The 20,022-nt window shown below is 56.7% G+C and carries 16 protein-coding genes and 1 riboswitch; of the genes, 12 read left to right on the top strand and 4 right to left on the bottom strand.

What is annotated here, in order from left to right:
• From AB5Z09_RS15300 to AB5Z09_RS15290, 3 genes are all read left to right on the top strand, one after another.
• Positions 1 to 837 (top strand): ABC transporter permease (locus AB5Z09_RS15300; RefSeq protein ID WP_368195647.1); only part of this gene is annotated, 837 nt, incomplete at its 5' end.
• Positions 838 to 869: 32 nt separating this feature from the next.
• Complete coding sequence (locus tag AB5Z09_RS15295) at positions 870 to 1,907, top strand: lipocalin-like domain-containing protein (RefSeq protein WP_368195651.1); 1,038 nt, start codon at positions 870 to 872, stop codon at positions 1,905 to 1,907.
• A gap of 397 nt (positions 1,908 to 2,304) precedes the next feature.
• Positions 2,305 to 5,247 (top strand): NACHT domain-containing NTPase, encoded by a 2,943-nt coding sequence (locus AB5Z09_RS15290; protein ID WP_368195646.1) that lies wholly within the window; start codon positions 2,305 to 2,307, stop codon positions 5,245 to 5,247.
• A 346-nt stretch (positions 5,248 to 5,593) separates the two neighbouring features.
• Here the strand turns inward: AB5Z09_RS15290 and AB5Z09_RS15285 are convergent, their stop codons facing one another.
• Positions 5,594 to 6,403, bottom strand: a complete 810-nt coding sequence (locus AB5Z09_RS15285; RefSeq protein ID WP_368195645.1) for an alpha/beta fold hydrolase — start codon at positions 6,401 to 6,403, stop codon at positions 5,594 to 5,596.
• A 118-nt stretch (positions 6,404 to 6,521) separates the two neighbouring features.
• Between AB5Z09_RS15285 and AB5Z09_RS15280 the strand changes: the two genes are divergently transcribed.
• Genes AB5Z09_RS15280 through AB5Z09_RS15270 form a run of 3 tightly spaced genes read left to right on the top strand, consistent with a single transcriptional unit; the run spans position 6,522 to position 7,783 of the window.
• Positions 6,522 to 6,905 carry an MmcQ/YjbR family DNA-binding protein gene (locus AB5Z09_RS15280; protein ID WP_005333730.1) on the top strand — a complete coding sequence of 128 codons (384 nt, stop codon included), beginning with the start codon at positions 6,522 to 6,524 and terminating at the stop codon, positions 6,903 to 6,905.
• On the top strand, positions 6,902 to 7,390 hold the full coding sequence (locus tag AB5Z09_RS15275) for a GNAT family N-acetyltransferase (RefSeq protein ID WP_368195644.1): 489 nt from the start codon (positions 6,902 to 6,904) through the stop codon (positions 7,388 to 7,390). The genes AB5Z09_RS15280 and AB5Z09_RS15275 overlap by 4 nt, the downstream gene beginning before the upstream one ends.
• A 57-nt stretch (positions 7,391 to 7,447) precedes the next feature.
• Positions 7,448 to 7,783, top strand: coding sequence for a DUF3802 family protein (locus AB5Z09_RS15270; protein ID WP_005333735.1), 336 nt, complete (start codon positions 7,448 to 7,450; stop codon positions 7,781 to 7,783).
• 261 nt (positions 7,784 to 8,044) lie between these two features.
• Here AB5Z09_RS15270 and msrA read toward each other — a convergent pair whose 3' ends face one another.
• Complete coding sequence (gene msrA / locus AB5Z09_RS15265; protein WP_193860427.1) at positions 8,045 to 8,677, bottom strand: peptide-methionine (S)-S-oxide reductase MsrA; 633 nt, start codon at positions 8,675 to 8,677, stop codon at positions 8,045 to 8,047.
• A gap of 267 nt (positions 8,678 to 8,944) precedes the next feature.
• On the opposite strand from msrA, the gene argA reads away from it, so the two are divergent.
• The gene (gene argA, locus AB5Z09_RS15260; protein WP_216953805.1) at positions 8,945 to 10,273 is read left to right on the top strand and encodes an amino-acid N-acetyltransferase; all 1,329 of its coding nucleotides are present in this window, start codon (positions 8,945 to 8,947) and stop codon (positions 10,271 to 10,273) included.
• 107 nt (positions 10,274 to 10,380) lie between these two features.
• A riboswitch (Lysine riboswitch) is annotated at positions 10,381 to 10,604 on the top strand.
• 90 nt (positions 10,605 to 10,694) lie between these two features.
• A complete protein-coding gene (gene lysC / locus AB5Z09_RS15255) occupies positions 10,695 to 12,047 on the top strand; it encodes a lysine-sensitive aspartokinase 3 (protein WP_368195643.1) in 1,353 nt (450 codons plus the stop codon).
• An 81-nt stretch (positions 12,048 to 12,128) separates the two neighbouring features.
• Here lysC and AB5Z09_RS15250 read toward each other — a convergent pair whose 3' ends face one another.
• The gene (locus tag AB5Z09_RS15250; RefSeq protein ID WP_368195642.1) at positions 12,129 to 13,214 is read right to left on the bottom strand and encodes a hypothetical protein; all 1,086 of its coding nucleotides are present in this window, start codon (positions 13,212 to 13,214) and stop codon (positions 12,129 to 12,131) included.
• Between the two features lie 255 nt (positions 13,215 to 13,469).
• Here AB5Z09_RS15250 and AB5Z09_RS15245 point away from each other — a divergent pair, with 255 nt between their 5' ends.
• Positions 13,470 to 15,725, top strand: a complete 2,256-nt coding sequence (locus tag AB5Z09_RS15245; RefSeq protein ID WP_368195641.1) for an LTA synthase family protein — start codon at positions 13,470 to 13,472, stop codon at positions 15,723 to 15,725.
• 64 nt (positions 15,726 to 15,789) lie between these two features.
• On the opposite strand, the gene AB5Z09_RS15240 is transcribed toward AB5Z09_RS15245, so the two are convergent.
• On the bottom strand, positions 15,790 to 16,806 hold the full coding sequence (locus AB5Z09_RS15240) for a S66 peptidase family protein (RefSeq protein WP_368195640.1): 1,017 nt from the start codon (positions 16,804 to 16,806) through the stop codon (positions 15,790 to 15,792).
• Positions 16,807 to 17,071: 265 nt separating this feature from the next.
• On the opposite strand from AB5Z09_RS15240, the gene AB5Z09_RS15235 reads away from it, so the two are divergent.
• The 3 genes from AB5Z09_RS15235 (at position 17,072) to asrB (ending at position 20,014) form a co-directional block, all read left to right on the top strand.
• On the top strand, positions 17,072 to 17,914 hold the full coding sequence (locus AB5Z09_RS15235; protein ID WP_005333746.1) for a patatin family protein: 843 nt from the start codon (positions 17,072 to 17,074) through the stop codon (positions 17,912 to 17,914).
• 200 nt (positions 17,915 to 18,114) lie between these two features.
• Positions 18,115 to 19,173 carry an anaerobic sulfite reductase subunit AsrA gene (gene asrA, locus AB5Z09_RS15230; RefSeq protein ID WP_368195639.1) on the top strand — a complete coding sequence of 353 codons (1,059 nt, stop codon included), beginning with the start codon at positions 18,115 to 18,117 and terminating at the stop codon, positions 19,171 to 19,173.
• A 1-nt stretch (position 19,174) separates the two neighbouring features.
• The gene (asrB, locus tag AB5Z09_RS15225; RefSeq protein WP_021229668.1) at positions 19,175 to 20,014 is read left to right on the top strand and encodes an anaerobic sulfite reductase subunit AsrB; all 840 of its coding nucleotides are present in this window, start codon (positions 19,175 to 19,177) and stop codon (positions 20,012 to 20,014) included.
• Positions 20,015 to 20,022 lie beyond the last annotated feature (8 nt).

Here is a 20,022-nt window from a genome sequence, read left to right as displayed (position 1 = left end):
ACCCTTAAGACCCTGCTCGCCAATCCGCTGGTGAGCGCCGCCTCGCGCCGCTCGGTTCACCCTGCCCGCTGGCAGGGGCAGCCCATCGAGTGGGCGCAGATGGATTTTATCCCCCAGCTTAAAGCGGCCTATCCGCTGCTGGCCGGACGCTGGCCCATCCGTCCCGACGAAGTGCTGGCGAGCGAACCCCTGACGGTGCGCCTCGGGGTCAAGGTGGGCCAGACATTGGCGATCAGCGGCGAGCAGGGGCCAAGGCAGTTCACCGTCACCGGCGTCTATCAGGACTACGGCAGCGACAAGGGGCAAATTCTGCACGCCTTCGAGGCGGGGGTGGTGCAATCCCTCGCCCTCTTTAGCAACGACCCCGAGCAGCTGACCGACCGCCTGCGCGAGCGCTTTGGCGAGCAGCTCAATCTGCTCTCCGCCCCCGCCATTCACAGCGCGGCCCTCAAGGTGTTTGACCAGACCTTTGTGGTGACCGAGCTATTGAAACTGCTGATCCTCGGCATCGCCTTTGTCGGCATTGGTTCGGCCTTTATGGTGCTGGGGCTGGCACGCCGTGGCGAGCTGCAGACCTTGCAGAGTCTGGGTTTGAGCCCCCGCCACTGCCGCCAGCTGCTGGTGTGGCAAGGAGCGGGATTGGGGCTGCTCACCGCCCTGCTGGCCCTGCCGGTGGGGTATGGCCTCGCCTGGGTGCTGATCGAGGTGGTCAATCCCCGCGCCTTTGGCTGGCGCCTCGCCTTCGAAGCCGCCCCCCTCCATGCGGTCACGGCCCTGTTGCTGGCACCGGTGTGTGGCGCATTGGCCTCCTGGTATGCGGCAAGGAGAGTGGTATGAAACAGACCAAAGGGTGGCCGCTGGCGCTGGGTATGCTCTGGACGCTCTATAGCGGAGCTATCGCTGCCAGCGATCTGGGCGCCCTGCTCGGGGGCGGCAACGACAGCTTTAAAAAGGTGCTGCCGGGGCAAACTATCCAGCTTCCGGAGGATCACGCCGCCCACCCCGATTACCGCTCCGAGTGGTGGTATCTCACCGGCAATCTCAAGGATGAGCAGGGGCGCGAATATGGCATGCAGTGGACCCTGTTTCGCCAAGGGATCGAGCAAGAACTCCGCACCGGCAACCCCTGGCTCACGCCCCAGCTCTGGCTGGCCCAGTTTGCCATCACGGATCTCGACCGTGGCACTCACCAGCAAGATGAACGGGCCAGTCGGCAGGGGCCGGGACTGGCGGGGGCCAACGGCGGCCAATATTGGCTCAGGGAGTGGCGGCTTGCCTCGCAAGGGGCGGCGCTCTTCCCCGCCACCCTCAAGGTGCAGAGCAAGATTGGCGAGCTGAACCTCACCGTCACTGCCGCCAAGCCGCTGGTGCTGCAAGGCAAGGCCGGTTACAGCGAGAAGAGCCCGGGCAACGCCTCCTTTTACTACTCCTACCCGCGCCTCACTCTTCGCGGCACCCTGACTCGCGATGGCGAAACCCGCACCGTCACCGGCCAAGGGTGGTTTGATCACGAGTGGAGCAGCTCGGTACTGGCCGAGTGGCAATCGGGCTGGGACTGGTTTTCGCTGCAACTGGCCGATGGCCGCGAGCTGATGCTGTTTCGCCTGCGCACCAAGGCGGGGCGCGCCGAGCCAGAAAACCGCTACGGTATTTTGATTGAGCGCGACGGCAGCAGCCGGGTGCTCGCCCCCGACGCGATTCGCCTCACTCCAGGCAACACCTGGCGCGGCCCCAAGGGGCAGAATTACCCCGTCAAGTGGCAGCTAAACGCCGCCGGGATGAGCCTCACCATCAAAGCCCGTCAGCCCAATCAGGCCATGACAGGTCGCTTTGACTACTGGGAGGGAGCTGTCTCTGTCTCGGGGGATGCCAAGGGGGTCGGCTATCTGGAGATGACCGGCTACTGATCACCGTCGACAAACGTGGCCGGTCTGATCGATGTCCCGAAACAAATAGTCCTTATAACAGGGCATAAAACAGGTATTGCACAGCAATCCATATAACTGGGCGTCAACAATCAAGGATATCGAGCCCGCTTGTTTAACGAATAAACCTCCTCTACTTCGCCCCCAGCCATCTTGGCTCAAGTCTGATCCCCGTCAAAAAACCAGCCAAAACCTGAGCTTTAACTGACTTTCTACTCTCTACTGTCAGTCAGCGTTTGATACCCTACTCATCCGACCCTCACAGCCCCAAAAGCAGCCGAGGCCAGCCCATGATTTACCCCTTCTAAATCCGGTGACAAGCAGCATGCTGGGAGCTGTAACCCAGTGCGGCAGCCATATATAAAATAAGGAAATACTAATGCAACAGGACATTTTACATTTATTAAGTAAAGAAGAATCACCAATTCTTGAATTTAAACGACAATGGTACTGGAATGACTTAACTCCCATAGAGGAAATGTCTGATAAGTGGGGGGAGCTGATAAAAGACATAATATCACTTTCCAATGGATATATTAATTACGTTGGTGAGCATCGTTACTTAATATTTGGCTTTTCTGAAGAAGAAAAAACAACTTTCGATTTAGAATTTGATAAAATCAAGCAATTTAACAACTTTACCCGTTTCAAGAAAGCGCTTATAGAAAAAATCGAGGCTTACACAAAGCCAACTATTCTTGGACTTAATATCGAGACTATATACGTAGAATCACATAAGCTGTTAATATTTGAAATTCCATGCCCAACAAGCTTAATTGAACTTAAAAAGGAACTAAAAACAAAAACCAGACATCTTGATGAAGGTGTTGTTCTAGTTAGAAAGGGCCAAAAAACAGACGAAATTCGCACGGCAACGCCAGATGAAATTGAAAGCTTGAAAGCTGAGTTTATAAAGTATAAAGAATCCGCACTTTATAGACGGATGAATGAAATAGAGCCCCTCAGTATATCTGAACGCTCAATTGAAAAAACAATTCAACTTTTTATTGATAAAAACTCCATTTTTTCTCTAGCTGATGGATTTCCAGTTAAAGAACGAAACTGGAAAGACAACATAATTTATGAAATATATAAATTAGTGGATGGCTTTGCTGGATTAAAAGAGTTTTTATATGTTCATGATTCATCAAACCAAAGTAGGACTTTCGGTGACATCAATGCTAAAAGACTTATTCATAATTTCACATCAACTATAATATTAATGGATAGGCCTAAGAAAATTGACCTATCACGAAGGAAAGCTAACATAAAGAAATTGTTCAACTCTGAACATGTTTATTTTATTGATGAGTTTGGCTATCAACATTTATACAAAGACTGTATTCTTCCATACGAGAAATTTAATCTTCCAGTATATGTAAATGGTCTATATGATGAGGATGATAATGTTGATCTTCCTGCTATCGATAAGCTAAAAGAATGGTTTTATTCTGATAATGAGCCACTATTCGTAGTGAGCGGTCATGGAGGGATAGGGAAAACCACATTAGCAAAGCAATTTCTAGATTCGGTCAGTGATGAAAATCCTGAGTCAGGCATCTTATTTATTGACTCGAAAGAAATTATCAGTGAACTGTCAAGAAACTATAGTACTGAAAATAAAGTTTCAGATGTTTTTGACTTCTATACAGCCTTGATGGATGTTGATGAAATTGAGGGTGCAAGATTCGATAAAGAATCTCTTAAACTCTCAATTGATAATGGTAGCCTAGTCGTAGTACTAGACGGCATAGATGAAGTTATTGCTAAACTAGGCCATAAATTTGATCTTGATCAGTTCATTACCTCTATATTTAACGAGTATTCATCTGGGCTACATAAGACTAAAGTTTTAATTACTTGCCGAGATCATTTCTGGAATGATGTAGGTAAAAAAATACTACTTCCTCAGATTAAATTAAAAGCATTCAACTCTCATTTAGCGAATGAATTTTTCCAACAAAAACTGAAAGGTGATAATAGAAAAGTCCAACGAGCCATGTTGATGGCTGATGATTTGGCAATTGAGATCCCAAGCGAGCTTGATGGCACTAGCAATAAAACATACATTCCATTTTTACTTGATATGATTGGATATTTAATTAATTCTCAAGGAACTAGTGACAATAATCAGGAGTTATTTCATAGCAAATATTTAACCCCAGAAAATCATACCGACCAGTTAGTAGCACAAGTATGTAAACGTGAAATAGTTAAACTTGGGAACCTATCTGTTGATCAGCAGATTGAGTTTTTTATCCGGCTCGCATCAAGTAAAAGAAATGGCATTAGTTTATATGATATAAAAGACTCTTTAAAAGGAATTAAATCTGATGTCGATGACTCTCTCATAGAAAAAATAAAAGGACATCCATTAATTCAATGTGACCAGAAAAAAATATCTTTCAGATATGATGTCTTTGATACGTACTTCAAGGCACTTCTTGTATATTTTTTCTTTAATGAAAAAGACCCTGAATTATTAAATGAAGAGCTAATAAAGATTTTAAGTGGCTACCTCAAATATGATAGCAGCTTCACGGAGTTGATAGCAAACAAATTAACTCTTGATGACAACTTAATTATATTCTGCATCGAAGTAATCGAGTCAATAGACAATTTTAAAAGTGTCAATCGTGATATGCTCGTCTCATCAATATTTTCATTCCTTCTTACTATATTACAAAATAGTAACGAGACAATATCCAATCTGGAGTCGCGCACCAACCTTTTGGAAAAAATATTTCAACAAGGTGATACATTATCCGGAATTTGCTTGGTTGATATTTTTGGCTCACCTGTATCAAAACCTACGTTTGACTTTAAAGGAAAGAAACTGGATAACTGCACCTTTAATAATTATGAATATTTTTGGGAATGTAGTATGGATGAATACACAAAATTTACAAATTCATTCTTCAAAGATATTGATCCAAGGAGTGGAGTTAACTACAAAATTCCAGAGGGGCTATTTAGCAGTAATTGCGACTTAACCAATGTTCAACACTTATTATCAACAAAACAAGAAGAGCTAAAAAGCACGCAAGAAGCAACAAAATCCGAGCTAGATAAGGTATTTAAGCTTTTTTATCAAAGAGGTAATTTTTACCCAAGAAAACAAGAAGAGGTCAGAAAAAAACTTTCTGCCGTTAAGTTATTACCAGAACTATTGGCCAAGGGTGTAATAAAAAACTACAAAGATCCCAAAAAACCGACCATGAAGCAATACAGAATATGCGAGAGCTATAAATCCGTCATTGACTATATTGAGCAAGGCACACCCTCAAGTGAATTCTTATTACTTCTCAAAGAACTAACATAAGGATAGGGATAGGGATAGGGATAGGGATAGGGATAGGGATAGGGATAGGGATAGGGATAGGGATAGGGATAGGGATAGGGATAGGGATAGGGATAGATTTCTATCGCCTCAATCACCTTCCCTAGAAATTTATATATAGATAAAATTTTTGGTAACAACTGATGTCACTAAAAGGTCAGCAAAATTTATTTTGTTGGCCTTTTCATTATTTAACCACTTTAAATATTAGGGCGATATCAATTTGATATGAAATTCCTGCATCCAGATTTAGCAATTATCTAATGGCTTCTGCTATTGCTAAAACTCTATTGACTGTTGTCATGCAACACCTTAGTTACCAAGAGAGTTAAATAACCGACTTTGTTTGAGAATGGCTGCCCCCCAGCGATTGAATAAATGCCAGCGTACGGCGATTAAATTGCTCCGGCTGCTCCACATTGCAGACATGGCCGCACTGTTCAATAACCGCCAGCGAAGAGCTGGCATCGCGGGCCACCTGTTCGCGCACCGGTGCCAGAAACATATGATCCTCCTCCCCCATCACATAAAGGGTGGGAATGGGCAGGGAGCGTTCGCGGAAGTAACGCATCAGCGGGTTAACCTCGGTGGCGAGGCGGAACCAGCGTTTGAACTCTTTCTGGCAGAGCTTGCGGGCTTCGCGCACAAAGAGGTTGCGCGACTCCTGATGGTGCTGGCGCGGCATGATGATGAAGGCAAACAGCCGGTAGAGCCACATATAGGGCAGGAAGTGCTGGCCGAGTCGGCCCAGCTGCACCAGCACCCGCGAGCGGATATCGAGCCGCAGAATGGCGCCCCCCAGTACCATGCTTTTCACCCGCTCCGGGCAGAGCTCGGCCAGATGGCGAATAAGGATGGTGCCAAGGGAGATGCCGACGAAGTGGGCGCGGCGGATATCGAGATGATCGAGCAGCCGAACGATATCTTCGGTCACTTCCCGAAAGCTGTAGTGGCCCTTGACCACCTGTTGCAACTGGTGGGACTGGCCGTGGCCGCGCAAGTCCAGCAGCAGCACGTTGAAGTGCTCGCGATAGGCGCGCAGCTGCTTGAACCAGATGGAGGAGCTGCCACCGGCACCGTGGACAAACACCACCCAATCCCGCTCGGGACCCAGTTCGAAAGTCTTGTGATACAACATCCAATAGGCTCCCTTGGTGATGGGGGGTATACTCGGCTGCGCGCATATTAACAGAACAGGCCCGCCGATAGATATGCGCCTGACATGACCCGGATCACCCCTTGCGCGAGAACTTTCCATGGATTTGACCCGTTTGCGCCACTTTCTGCTGACCCTGCCGGGCGCCACCGAAGATACCCCGTTTGGCCCGGAGATCCTGGTCTACCGCATCGCCGGCAAGATGTTCGCGCTGGTGGATTGGCAGGCCGAGCCGCTTACCATCAACCTCAAATGCGAGCCTGAGCTGGCGTTGCTGCTGCGCGAGATCCACCCCGAGGTCAAACCGGGCTGGCATATGAACAAGCAACACTGGAACACAGTGACCCTGAACAGCACCTTGCCGGATGATCTGTGGCAGGGCTGGGTGCACCACTCCTATGAGCGGGTTGTCGCGGGTCTGCCCAAAGCCAAACGGCCACAGGCGCCGCGCCCCCTCTCCCCCACTGACGACCCAACCTTATGACGCCAGCACTTAATCCAGCACTTTGTATTGTCCCCCTTGGCGAGGCACATATCCCCGCTCTCGTGACCCTGTTTGAGCAGGCGGTGCGACGCTGCGGCCCCGAGCACTACAGCGCCGAGCAGGTGGAGCAGTGGGCCCTCGGTGCACAACATCCGGGTTTTGTCAGCCAGCTGCGCGAGCACCACGGCTGGGTGGCGGAGCAGGCAAATGTGCCCCTCGGGTTTGTCACTCTGAGCCCCGATGGCCACCTCAGTCTGCTCTATGTGAGCGCCGACCATCAGCGCCAGGGACTGGGCAATCTGCTGCTCACCACGGCGCTCGCGGGGGCCAGAGGGCTCGGTATGACCCTCATCACCACCGAGGCCAGCGCCTTCAGTTATGAGCTATTTTTACGACATGGCTTTACGTTGACCGAGCTGGAGTGCGTGGAGCGGGGCGGAGTCAGTTTTACTCGCCATCGCCTGCACTGCTGCTTGCCAAGCTAGGGCAAGCCACTAAAATACGCTTAATTTTCGTATTGTTACTGTATTGAGGCAGCAACCATGGTGGTAGAAAGTGAAGGCTATATCTCGCTGATCGAGTATCTGGTGGAGAGTTTGGGATTGTTTGAATCCCAACAGCAGAACGATGGTGAAGAGACCATCGAAGATCTGGTCAGTGGCCGTGTTGCCAGCAACCTGATGGCCATTTGCGAGCAAAACCCCCAGCTCGATCCCAAGGTGCGTTTCGCCATCATGCAGGAGGCCGACGCCGTGGTCGCCGATCTGGAAGAGGTGCTCTCCGCCGTCTGGCTGCGCGCTCCGACCCCGGAACAGAAAACCTTCCTCATCGAGTTTATCGATCTCATCAAGAACCTGTTCGACAGCGCCATCGGCTGATCTGCCGTACGGCTCTCCCGCCCAACGCAAGATTTCAGAACCGCAGATAAGGAAAAGGGCCGCCTTGGTGGGCAGCCCTGCTTGCTATCATTTTCAACCCGCCAGTGCGTTCATTCATCAGGCGGTTATCAAGGCAAGAAATGTGTCTGGACTTTGCATCCGATCCCTGGACGCTACCTAGTTAGTCCCGACTGGTCGCAATAAGTTCCCTCCTCCGACCATTTATTTTCACTTTTATTAAGAAATCGACTACAAACCTGTTCAGCGGTTCAGGCTTGGCGGCAAACAGACTCCAATGCCACCCAGCCCGCAGTAGCCATCCGGGTTTTTCTCCAGATATTGCTGATGGTAATCCTCGGCGTAGTAGAAGGGCGCCAGCGGCAGAATGCGGGTGGTAATGGCCCGGCTGTCGCCGCTTGCCGCCATCGCCTGCTGATAGGCCGCCATGCTCTGCTGGGCAATGATCTGCTGGCTCTCGTCACCATAGAAGATCACCGAGCGATACTGGGTGCCGATGTCCCCGCCCTGACGCATCCCCTGCGCCGGATCGTGCTGTTCCCAGAACAGTCTGAGCAGATCGCCGTAGCTGATCACCGCCGGATCAAACACCACCTGCACCGTCTCGGCATGGCCGGTCAGCCCGCTGCACACCTCTTTGTAGGTGGGATTCTGGGTGACGCCGCCCTGATAACCGGCCGCGGTGGAGTAGACGCCAGGTTGCTGCCAGAACAGGCGCTCCACACCCCAGAAACAGCCCATACCAAACCAGGCGAGCTCCATGTTCTCGGGCCAGGGACCCTGGGTCGGGTTGCCATTCACCGCATGCTGCTGACCAATCACCATCGCTTCGCGTCGTCCCGGCAGGGCATCTGCCGGTGAAATAATCTGTTCCATGAATTCTGTCCTTGTATAAAACCCTGTGAAATCACACAGCTGACGAAAAGGAGCATCGAAGATAGCAGTTTATCGAGCCGGATCAACCGGCGGGCCCTCATCGCTTACTCCGGCGGCCATCTGCGCTTCCTGCCACACGTTCCCGATCCGCACGGCCAAGCCGCCCCTTATAGACCAGAAACGGCCAAAATCAATATTTAGTCTTGATTTGTGAATTAATTTTCATATATTGAGCCAATCGCTGTTTTTTTATGGAAGAAATATCAAGTGCGTGAACGCGAACCCAGTCTGGTCAATGCCTTCCGGCAATCCACCCCCTATGTCAATGTGCATCGGGGTGCCACCTTTGTGCTGATGATGGGGGGAGAAGCCATCTGCCACCCCAACTTCGCCAATATCGTCAGCGATATCGCCCTGCTGCAGACACTGGGCATACGCCTGGTGCTGGTGTTTGGTTCACGTCCGCAAAACGATGAGGCGCTTGCCCGCGCCGGTATCGAGGCCCAGTATCACAAGCGGATCCGGGTCACCGATGACGAGAGCTTCACCATCATCAAGCAGGTGTGTGGCGGCCTGCAATACGACATCACCGCCCAGCTCTCCATGGGGCTCGCCAACACCCCAATGCAGGGGGCGCGGATCAGCGTGGTGAGCGGTAACTTCGTCACTGCCCAGCCGCTGGGGGTGGATGATGGCATCGACTTTTGCCATAGCGGCCGGGTGCGCCGCATCGACGTGGAGGGCATCACCCGCCAGCTTGACCAAAAGAGTCTGGTGCTCATCTCCCCCATCGGCTGCTCGGTCACCGGCGAGAGCTTTAACCTGAGCTCAGAAGAGGTGGCCCGCCGGGTGGCGGTCGACCTCAAGGCGGACAAGCTCATCTGCTTTAGCAGCACCCAGGGGGTAATGGACAGACGCGGCGAAGCCATCTCCGAGCTCTTCCCCGAGCAGGCCGAAGAGCTGCTGATTGAGCTGGAGCAGGCGGGAGAAGAGATGTCCGGCACCGCCCGCTACCTGCGCGCGGCCATTGCCTCCTGCCGTGGCGGCGTGCCCCGCTCCCATCTGGTGAGCTATCAGGATGATGGCGCCATGCTGCAGGAGCTGTTCAGCCGCGACGGCCTCGGCACCCAGATAGTGCGGGAAAGTGCCGAGCAGGCCCGCGCCGCCACCATCGAAGATATCGGCGGCATTCTGGATCTTATTCGCCCGCTGGAGGAGGAAGGCATTCTGGTGCGCCGCTCCCGCGAACAACTGGAGATGGAGATCGACAAGTTCACCATCATCGAGCGCGATGGTCTCATCATCGGCTGCGCGGCCCTCTACTGCTTTATGGAAGAGGCGATGGCAGAGATGGCCTGCGTCGCCATCCACCCCGACTATCGCAACTCCAACCGGGGGGATCAGCTGGTGGCCAAGGTGGCCGAGCGGGCCAAACGGCTCGGCATTCGCCGCCTGTTCGTGCTCACCACCCGCTCCATCCACTGGTTCCGGGAGCGGGGCTTCGATCCGCTGGAAGTGGAAGATCTGCCGGTGGCGCGCCAGCGTCTCTACAACTGGCAGCGCCGTTCCAAGGTTTTGTCAAAGACCATTGCCTAAGCCATTGATTCTGTGTTGAGTTAGCCGACAATTTGAACTTTTTCACAAACTCGATTGACAGTGCAATCCAACGCAGGGTATTTCTAAATGCACTCCACCGCCCAGGTGGAGCCAGAAGAGGAGCGCTGCCCAGGCAGCCCAAGGGAGGACGCCAGCGTCCGGTGAACTTGGGTCAGGGGGAGCAGCGCCGAGACGACTGAGGAGACTGGTGACCTCAACGTCGGCTGCGGGGGCTGAATCCCCCGGGTTGTCATCGGTAGTGATCATCCCCCACCGCGCCCTGTCAGGGGCGGTACGGGATGGGCTCTGCAGGTGGAGTGCTTCTGGCCGGGATAGCTTCGTTCATTCCTGCCATTTTCAGCCTCCTCCTCTCTTTTTTGCCCGATGGAACCGGAATCTTAAAATAAGACAGGAGTAAGCAATGAGCCCGATCAATGTCGCCAAGTTTGGCGGAACCAGTGTCGCCAACTTCCCGGCCATGAATCACTGCGCCGACATCGTGCTGGCCAATCCCGCCACTCGGGTGGTGGTACTGAGCGCCAGCGCCGGTGTCACCAACCTGCTGGTCGCCCTGGCACAAGGGGAGCTGGACGAAGCGGGCCGCGACGAGCAGCTGGCCAAACTGGCCGGGATCCAGCAGGCCATTCTGACCGATCTCGGCAACCCTGTTGATGTGAGCGCCTTCATTCATGGCCAGCTGGACGAAATTCGCCTCATGGCCCAGCAAGCCCACCAGCATACCGATGCGGAGCTGGCCGATCGCCTCATCGCCTGCGGCGAGCTGATGTCTACCCGCCTCTTTACCGAACTGCTGCGCCAGCGCGGCGTCAAGGCCCACTGGCAGGATGTGCGCCAGCTGATGCGCACCGACAGCCGCTTTGGCAAGGCCACCGTCGATCTGGCCACCACCCGAACCCTCTGCCAGCACACGCTGGGCCCGCAGCTTGGCGACAGCCTGATCATCACCCAGGGCTTTATCGGTGCCGATGGTGATGGCCGCACCACCACGCTCGGTCGCGGCGGCTCTGACTACAGTGCGGCCCTGCTCGCCGAAGCGCTCGATGCCGCCAGTATCGAGATCTGGACCGATGTGCCCGGCATCTACACCACAGATCCACGCCTCGTCACCCGCGCCCGCCCCATTCCCGAAATCAGCTTTGTCGAAGCGGCCGAGATGGCCACCTTCGGCGCCAAGGTGCTGCACCCCGCCACCTTGCAACCGGCGGTGCGCCAGAATATTCCGGTGTTTGTCGGCTCCGCCAAGGACCCTGCCGCCGGTGGTACCTGGATCCGCGCCAGCACAGATTCAAGCCCGCTGTTTCGCGCCGTCGCCCTGCGCCGCCAGCAGGTGCTGGTAACCCTGCACAGCCTCAACATGTTCCACGCCTACGGCTTTTTGGCCGAAGTGTTCGGCATTCTGGCCCGTCACCGCATCTCGGTCGATCTCATCACTACCTCGGAAGTGAGCGTGTCATTGACGCTGGATCACACCGGCAGCCAAAGTAACGGCGAGCCGATCCTGAGCGACAAGGTACTGGCCGAGCTGGGCCAGCTTTGCAAGGTGGAGGTGGAAACCGGTCTGGCACTGGTGGCGCTCATCGGCAACCGGATGAGCGAAGTGAACGGGGTGGGCAGTCAGGTCTTCGACGCCCTGCGCGAGCACAACATCCGGATGATCTGCTACGGCGCCAGCGCCCACAACCTCTGCTTCCTGGTCAAGGAGAGCGAGGCGGGCAATATCGTCAACCGCCTCCATCAGGAGCTGCTGGACTGATCTTCACCCGAGGCAATTTCGAACACGCAACAGGGCGCCCGCAAGGCGCCCTGTTCATTTGCATTCCGCAAAGGTATCGGCTCAGGCAAGGCTGGTGGCAGGCAACTGACAGGCCACGGCTTCGCGGCGCAGCTGCTGCAAGCGGGCCAGCAGCCCTGTCTGCCCCAGCTCCGTCTCCTGAGGCGAGAGATTGTCCACCAGCAGCGGATAGTGATCCGTCACCGCCTGCATCAACCAGTCGAGACGGCGCAGGGTGAGCGGGCCACAGCTCTGGCCGCTCAGATCATCGGCCACATCGAGCCGGTGGCTGCGATACATGTCCCGCCACCAGTTGGCGACCAGCGCCTCGTCGCTCGCCAGCGCGGCGCTCCACTCCCCCTGCAGGGCGTGCAGGCGGGCCAGCACGGGCGCGCTGGCCCCTTCGCGGATCAGGTGGTGGAGCTCCCGTTTCACCCATTTCAGACAAAGCTCGCGCCAGTAGCGAAATTGCGGCAGAGGATCGGCCTCATCGAGCCAGAGTCCGGAGAGGGTGCGGGTCTCCAACCGCTCCGGTACATGGAACTGCGGGTCGACCAGACCGTTGGAGTTGTATTCAAAGCGGGGATCGAAGGTCCACATATAGCCAAAGTCGAACACGCAGATCTGCTCGCCGTCATCGAGCAGGTTGCTCGGGCTCGGGTCCCAGTCAAACCAGCCCCAGCGGGCCAGCTCCCCCTGCACCTCCAGCATCTGGGCCAGATTGCGCTCGTTGAGCTGATGGACCGGCACACCCCGCAACCAAGGGGAGACCAGTACCCCGGCCCGCGCCGAGCCGAAGCTGGTGCAGACCACGTGGGAGAGGACAGTAGGATGCAGCTCGCGCAGCGCCTCGATTTCGCGCCGCCGCTCCAGCTCGGTCAGAAAGGCGGTCTTGCCATCGAGGTTGGCCACCAGTGAATCCTGACGTCGCCGCTTGAGGCACCAGTGATGCCCCTCCACCTTGAGGTGAAACACCTCGGCGGTAAGACCGTGGCGATAGACCTTGACCACAGCCGGATGGCTATCCTTCAGCTTGACCAGTTGGGCCAGCGGCAGCGGGCAGTCGCGCTCGCGTCCGATCCGGATCTCTTCCTTGCTCTCCAGCATGCGCAGCAATCTGGCCTGACGTGCCATCACTTTGGGATTCATACATGTACCTCCAGTCGCTATCGAGAGACTAAACAGCAGACCCCTCCCAAGCCAGTGGCAAAACCCCATGATGACGCTTTCATCACATATTCCGAACAACCCCTCGATCGGGATCACAATTTGCAAGGTTGAGCTGTAACCAAATATTCATTAAGTGGTCATTAAATTGACAAGCTGAAACAAGGCCCGCACCATCGGGTCAAACTCTATGCGGATGAACGATCTCTCCCTCACTCGCTCAAAGGATGAGCTTATATGAATCGCCCCTCCTCAGGCCGCCCCCGCGTCTTGAGTCTGCCCTCTCTGCTGCTTGCCCTGCTGGGCGGATTGCTGCTGCTGACCCTGTTGTTGCCGCTGATCAATCCCGGTAGCTGGCTGGGCCGTGCCCAGCCGCTGGTGCTGGGCCCCGCCGACAATCCGCTGGCTACCCTCACCCGCCACGCCCTGCTCTATAAAAGCGACAGCCGCGGCCTCTATCTGGTGGTACGGAGCCAATGGCAATTGCGGGGGCCGCTGCAAGCGGGGGACAAGGTGCGGGTGGAGCTGCTCAACGACAAGGGGGAGCGGATCGACCAGCTCAGTCAAGCGGTGGATAAGCGTCAGGTGTGCCGCAATAACCGCTGCACCCTGGATCTCAACAGCACCCTGCGCGCCCCGGATGACGCGCTCGCAAGCCGTTATCAGTTGCGCATCGGTCTGCTGCTCAAGGATCGCCCCGAGAGCGGCGATTTCAGCCAGATCCTGCAAACCCTGCCGGAGCAGGGCTTCAACCTCACCTATCTGGTGGTGAGCCTGACTCTGGTGCTGGCCCTGAGCGCCGCCGTGCTCAAGACGGTGCTGCCAAAGCTGCGCCGCAGCCTGCGCTGGCGGATCATCGGCAGCCTGCTGCTCGGCAACCTCACCTTCGTGCTGCTGCACGGCTTCGTGGTGTTCAAGCTGGGGGAGTTTCTGCTCTGGTCAGGCTTTCGCCCGGAGCACTACTATCTCGCCTGGGGCAGCATGGTGCTGGGCTGGAGCCTCTGCGCGCTGGCGGGCTTCAACCTCTATATGGGGCTGGTCTTTACCGCGCTGTCAGGCATAGGTCTGCTGGCCAACTTTATGAAGATCGCCATCTACGGCGTGCCGCTCGGCGGGGACGATTTTGGCAACCTGCTCGCGCTGCTGCGGATCCTGCTCGACCAGCACCCCATCCTGCCCATCTTCACCGTGTTGCTGGCACTGTTTCTCTGCTGGCGCTTTGCCCTGTCACGCTGGTTGTTGCGCACAGCCGCCGCCACCGTCGCCTTCTTTGCCCTGTGCGTCTTTGCCACCCAGACCGGCAACAAGTTGCTGGGAGCCAACATTCGCTACGTGGATCGCGCGGTCAACTACCACAGGGACATCATCCGCGCCGGCCCCGGCCTCTATCTGTTCAATCTGGTGGACGAGATGCTGCAAAGTGGCAGCGTGTTTCGCTACCCCTTGCAGATCAACGAGCTGGCCCCGCAACTGAGCTATCCGCCCCAGGGCATAGCGCCGCGCTGGGATCTGGTGATCGTGCTGCAATATGAGTCGCTCTGGCTCGACTGGAAGGGGCGGATCTGCGCCCCGGCTCCCACTCTCTCCCTGCCCGCCAGCGTGCAGCAGTGGCAAAAAACCATCCACTCCCCCACCACCGGCGGCATGACGGTACTGGCGGAGTTCGAGATGAACACCGGCCTGCCGGTGGGCTTGCTCAAGCAGGGGGTGGTGCCCTACTACTACCTCTCGCAGCAGGTGCCGGGGCTGGCCCAGAGCGCCAGACAGAACGGCTACCAGACCCTGTTCGCCCACCCCTATGTGGAAAAATTCTGGGGCCGCGCCAAGGCGATCCCGGCGCTCGGCTATGAGGAGCGCTGGTTCGACACCCGCTTCACCACCCTTGAGCACAAGGGGCTCTATATCTCCGATGATGCCCTCATCGACCACCTGCTCAAGCGCAGCGAACAGGATGACAAACCGCTGTTTGCCTATGCGGTCACCATGCAGGGGCACGGCCCCTTCGATGGCCCCCGCTATCAGGGGCAGGAGCGCAGCGGCGCCTGCCCGAACCAGAGCGAGAGCGACACCCAGCTGCTCAACACCTACTACACCGGGGTGGTGGATGCAATGGCCTCGCTGGAGCGGCTGCTCAAGACCCTTGACCAGTCGGACAAGCGCTATCTGGTGGTGGCCTTTGGCGATCACCAGCCGTTTTTGATGTCCGCCGGCAAGGGGATTCACGGTGACAAGCCGGCGCGCGATGCCACCTACCAGATCCCCATGATGGCCTTCACCCGCGCCGATGATCCCCTCAATCTGGCGACCCAGTTTGCGCCGGTGCGCCAGCTCTACCAGATGGGTCAGGCCACCCGACAGCTGCTGGCGGGGGATATCACCCCCATCGAAGAGAAGCCCCTGCTCCATCCGGTGCTGGGGGAGGAGAAAGGGTTCGGCCCTTCAAGCCTGGTGCCGCAGATCCGCGCCAGCTTCCGGCCCGATGCCCTGCCCTGATCAAGCCCCACAAAAATAGACAAGGCCGCATCAGCGGCCTTGTTGTTGGACATTCATTTCGCCCTCATTCTGCTCGCCACCAGGGCTCCAGCAAGGTGAGCTGCTGGCGGTCGAGATCGAGCGCCACCTCGATACCCAGCGGCAACGTCAGCATGGGGTGGGTATGGGCGCAGTCAAACTCCGCCAGAATGGGGAAGTTCGGCTCCCCCACCACCTCCAGCAGGATATCGAGGGGGTGCTTGCCGCTACCCTGATCGTTGAACAGCTCGTGCTTGCCGAGGATAAGCGCGCCGATCCGATCAAACACCCCGCACAGCTTGAGATGGGCAAAGGAGCGCTCCAGCGTCTCGGCAGATTTCAGGCTGTCCTCCAGCAGCAAAATGTCACCACGCTCGATGGGCGGCATATAGGGAGAGCCCCAGATCCCCGCCATGGTGTTGAGATTGCCGCCGATCAGTCGCCCCACTACCCGGCCAGAACCCACCGAGATCAGCCGATTGGGCTTGCACTGCTTGGCCCGGGTCTGGTTCTCCCAATCGAGCCGTTCATCGCTCCACTGCGCTGGCGTAGGCAGCGTGCAGGGGACGCCAGCTTCATCGGCCAATGCAATCTGTAAAAAACTGGCCAGCGTCTCATCCACCAGCGGCGGCAACTCGCCAAAGGAGGCCACCAGCGCCGGGCCATAAAAGGTAACCAGGCCAGTTTGGGCGTGGATGCCGAGCAGCAGCGCCGTCACATCGGAGTAGCCGACGATGATCTTGGGGTCGCGCTTCAGCGCCTCAACATCGAGGTAGGGCAGCAGGGAGTTGGAGTTGCTGCCGCCAATCACCGACATGATGCAGCGCACTTCTGGGTCGCGAATAAGGGCGTTGAGCTCCTCGGCCCGCGCGGCGATGGAGCCGGATCGCCAGTGATCCTGCTGGCCGGTGAGGCTGCCCGCCTTGAGCCTAAAGCCCTGCCCCTCAAGAAAGGCTTTTGCGCGGGCAAAACGGTTGGGTGCCCAGGCGGTCGCCGCGCTGGAGGGGGAGAAAAAAGCGATGGTATCGCCACGTCGGAGCAGCGGGGGAACCAATAACGTCATGACACACTCATCCTTGCCAATATCCAGCCATCACAGAGTCGTTGAGACTCCTACACAACCCCTTTGATCACAACGGGTTTATCATCATCGTTTAGAAATACAAAACGCTTAATTCATTATTAACAGATATTCTAAACACTATCCCCTTCCTAGAATGACCTCATTGCGATGGCCAACCCCGGTTGGTTGTCAGAACGGTCGGCCTGACAGCCCGAGCGCTCTCTTTCCCACTTTTTCTCTCTGACTTATCAATGAGGTGCCTGTCATGAACAAAAACGCATCCCCCAGCGCATTGGTTGTAGAAGGCGGTGCCATGCGCGGCATATTTGCCAGCGGCGTGCTGGATGCGTTTATCGAGCATGACTATCGCCCCTTTGACTTCGCCATCGGCGTCTCGGCGGGGGCCACCAACTTGCTGGCTTATCTCGCCAGCCAGCATGGCCGTAGCCACGAGATCCTGACCAAACTGGCATGCAGCCAGCAGTTTATGGATCCCCTGCGTTTTGCCAAGGGGGGCAATCTGGTGGATATCCACTGGCTGTGGAACACCAGCTGTCGCAAGTATCCCCTCGACATTCACGCCTACCGGGAGACCGGCATCCCCTTCTATGCGGTGGTGACCAATACCCTGACCGGCAAGGCGGAGTACATCCGGGTCAAGCCGGAGAACATGAACGAGGTGCTGCCCGCCAGCTGCGCCATTCCCCTCGCCTCCCACGAATACCCGGAGGTGCACGGGGTACCGATGACAGATGGCGGGGTGGCCGACTCCATCCCGGTGATCGAGGCCTACCGCCGCGGTGCCCGTCACCTGACGGTGATCCTCTCCGAGCCCCTTGGCTATCGGCTCAAGCCGATGCCCTTCCCCTGGATGATCCGCACCCTGCTCAAGACCCGCCCCGCGCTGGCACAGGCGCTGGAGCAGCGGGATCGCAGCTACAACGAGGCGCTCGATTTTATCGCCAATCCGCCGGAGGACTGCCAGATCGAGGTGATCGCCCCGGCCGACTACTTCCCCGTCTCCCGTTTCACCCGCGATATCAACAAGCTGGAGATGGGATACGTGATGGGCAAGTGCGCAGGCTATCAGGCCGCCCTGCTCAATTGACAAGGGTTTTACAGGCATGACCCGACCTGCCGCGACGCTCGCGCCGCCAACACAATAACAATCGGGTCAGTTGAGCAACATGAGTCATAAAAACAGACCGTGGCGAGGCAAGCGCGGCCAGAACCGGTGCCAGACACTCTTAGCGGCTTGCGCCTCATCCCTATGCCAGGGCATCTCACCCTCATACAAGGTGTTTATTTATGTCGTTTCTTCTCACCCATCCCGCGCTGGCGCAGCTGTTCGAGCGGCTGCTGCCCGATTACCGGATCATGGCGCCCGCGGCCGAATATCGGGGCGGCCGCTTCTCCGACACCGACAACGTCACCTACCACAGCATCCGTCATCCGGCCGATCTGGTGTGGCAGGAGAAGTCCCACTTCTCCCCGAAAGAGGTGGTGCTCCCCATCACCCAGACCCTGTTCCACTTCGACAATCTGGAGCTGCGCGAATCAAAGGTGGAGGCCAAGCCCACCCTGCTGTTCTTGCGCAGCTGTGATATCCACGCTCTGCGCAGGCTGGATCAGGTCTACCTGAAAAACGGCCAGAACAGCGACGTTTACTACGCCCGGCTGCGCAGCAAGCTCAAGCTGGTGCTGCTGGAGTGCCGCGAGAGCTTCGAGAACTGCTTCTGCGTCTCCATGGGCAGCAACGAGACCCAGGACTACGCCGCCGCCATTCGTCTGAGCGATGAGGGTGCCCGCATCGAGGTGAAGGATCCCGAGCTGCTCGGCTACTTTGCCGAACTGGGTGAGCCCGACGACTTCATCCCGGAATTTGTCCAGAGCAACCCGGTCAAGGTACGCACCCCGGACAGCGTCTGTGACGACCCCCAGCGGATCCGCCAGATCCTCACCGCCCATCCGGTCTGGGCCGAGTACGACAGCCGCTGCATCGGTTGCGGCCGCTGTACCACCTCCTGCCCGACCTGCAGCTGCTACAGCGTGCACGACCTCACCTATGCGGAGAACCCCCAGCAAGGTGAACGCCGTCGCCAGTGGGCCAGCTGCATGGTGGATGGCTTCAGCGACATGGCCGGTGGCCACGGTTTTCGCGCCAAGCATGGCGAGCGCCTGCGTTATCGCGCCCTGCACAAGGTCAACGACTACAAGGCCCGTCAGGGGGAGGAGCACATGTGCGTCGGCTGCGGCCGCTGCGACGATCGCTGCCCTCACTACATCTCCTTTAGCAACATCATCAACAAGATGACCGATGTGGTCGAACAGACCATCGCAGCCGACAACGCGCAGGGGGCGAACTGATATGTGCCAGTGCCAGCAAACCGCAACAGCAGAACCGCAGCAGGACGTGGTCGAAAACCGCCTGCTGCCCAAGGCCTACACCATTCTGGCCATCGAGCGCCACACCGAGCTTGAATGGAACTTTCGGGTCTCCCGAGACTTTGATGTCCACTACGGCCAGTTTGTGGAGATCTCCCTGCCCACCGTTGGCGAGGCGCCCATTTCGGTCTCCGACTATGGCGATGGCTATGTGGATCTGTTGATCCGCAAGGTCGGCAAGGTGACCGATGCGCTGTTTGCCCTCGATGTGGGCGACAAGGTGTGGATGCGCGGCGTCCACGGCAACGGCTATCCGCTGGAGACCTACCGCAACCAGCACCTCATCGTGGTGGCGGGCGGCACCGGCGTCGCCCCGGTCAAGGGGTTGCTGCGTCGCTTCAGCAAACATCCGGAAGAGGTGAAATCCCTCGACATGATCCTCGGCTTCAAGAACGAGCAGGCGGTGCTCTATCGCCACGAGATGCCGCTCTGGGCCGAGCAGCAGAACCTCATCGTCACCCTGGACGAGGGCAAGGAGAGCGAGCAGTTTCGCATCGGCCGGGTCACCGACTACATCGACCAGCTGGATCTCGCTGACAAGGAGGATATCCAGGTGATCGTGGTCGGCCCCCCCATCATGATCCGCTTCGTGGTGCTCGCCTTCCTCGAACGGGGCATCCCCAAGGATCGCATCTGGGTCGACTACGAACGCCGCATGGCCTGTGCCGTGGGCAAGTGTGGCCACTGCCGGATGGGCGACACCTATATCTGCGTGGATGGACCGGTCTTTCGTTTTGACCAGGCCCAGCATCTGATCGACTGAGGGAGAAC

This window comes from Aeromonas sp. R2-2 (assembly GCF_040908355.1).
GTDB classification, from domain to species: domain Bacteria; phylum Pseudomonadota; class Gammaproteobacteria; order Enterobacterales; family Aeromonadaceae; genus Aeromonas; species Aeromonas veronii.
Note: the sequence above shows the minus strand (reverse complement) of the source record. Positions and strands in the feature narration are given on the sequence as shown.

Coding starts and splice junctions, on each gene's coding strand:
- AB5Z09_RS15295 (WP_368195651.1), top strand. CDS start 870: ATGCTCTGGACGCTCTATAGCGGAGCTATCGCTGCCAGCGATCTGGGC.
- AB5Z09_RS15290 (WP_368195646.1), top strand. CDS start 2,305: ATGCAACAGGACATTTTACATTTATTAAGTAAAGAAGAATCACCAATT.
- AB5Z09_RS15285 (WP_368195645.1), bottom strand. CDS start 6,403: ATGTTGTATCACAAGACTTTCGAACTGGGTCCCGAGCGGGATTGGGTG.
- AB5Z09_RS15280 (WP_005333730.1), top strand. CDS start 6,522: ATGGATTTGACCCGTTTGCGCCACTTTCTGCTGACCCTGCCGGGCGCC.
- AB5Z09_RS15275 (WP_368195644.1), top strand. CDS start 6,902: ATGACGCCAGCACTTAATCCAGCACTTTGTATTGTCCCCCTTGGCGAG.
- AB5Z09_RS15270 (WP_005333735.1), top strand. CDS start 7,448: ATGGTGGTAGAAAGTGAAGGCTATATCTCGCTGATCGAGTATCTGGTG.
- msrA (WP_193860427.1), bottom strand. CDS start 8,677: ATGGAACAGATTATTTCACCGGCAGATGCCCTGCCGGGACGACGCGAA.
- lysC (WP_368195643.1), top strand. CDS start 10,695: ATGAGCCCGATCAATGTCGCCAAGTTTGGCGGAACCAGTGTCGCCAAC.
- AB5Z09_RS15250 (WP_368195642.1), bottom strand. CDS start 13,214: ATGAATCCCAAAGTGATGGCACGTCAGGCCAGATTGCTGCGCATGCTG.
- AB5Z09_RS15245 (WP_368195641.1), top strand. CDS start 13,470: ATGAATCGCCCCTCCTCAGGCCGCCCCCGCGTCTTGAGTCTGCCCTCT.
- AB5Z09_RS15240 (WP_368195640.1), bottom strand. CDS start 16,806: ATGACGTTATTGGTTCCCCCGCTGCTCCGACGTGGCGATACCATCGCT.
- AB5Z09_RS15235 (WP_005333746.1), top strand. CDS start 17,072: ATGAACAAAAACGCATCCCCCAGCGCATTGGTTGTAGAAGGCGGTGCC.
- asrA (WP_368195639.1), top strand. CDS start 18,115: ATGTCGTTTCTTCTCACCCATCCCGCGCTGGCGCAGCTGTTCGAGCGG.
- asrB (WP_021229668.1), top strand. CDS start 19,175: ATGTGCCAGTGCCAGCAAACCGCAACAGCAGAACCGCAGCAGGACGTG.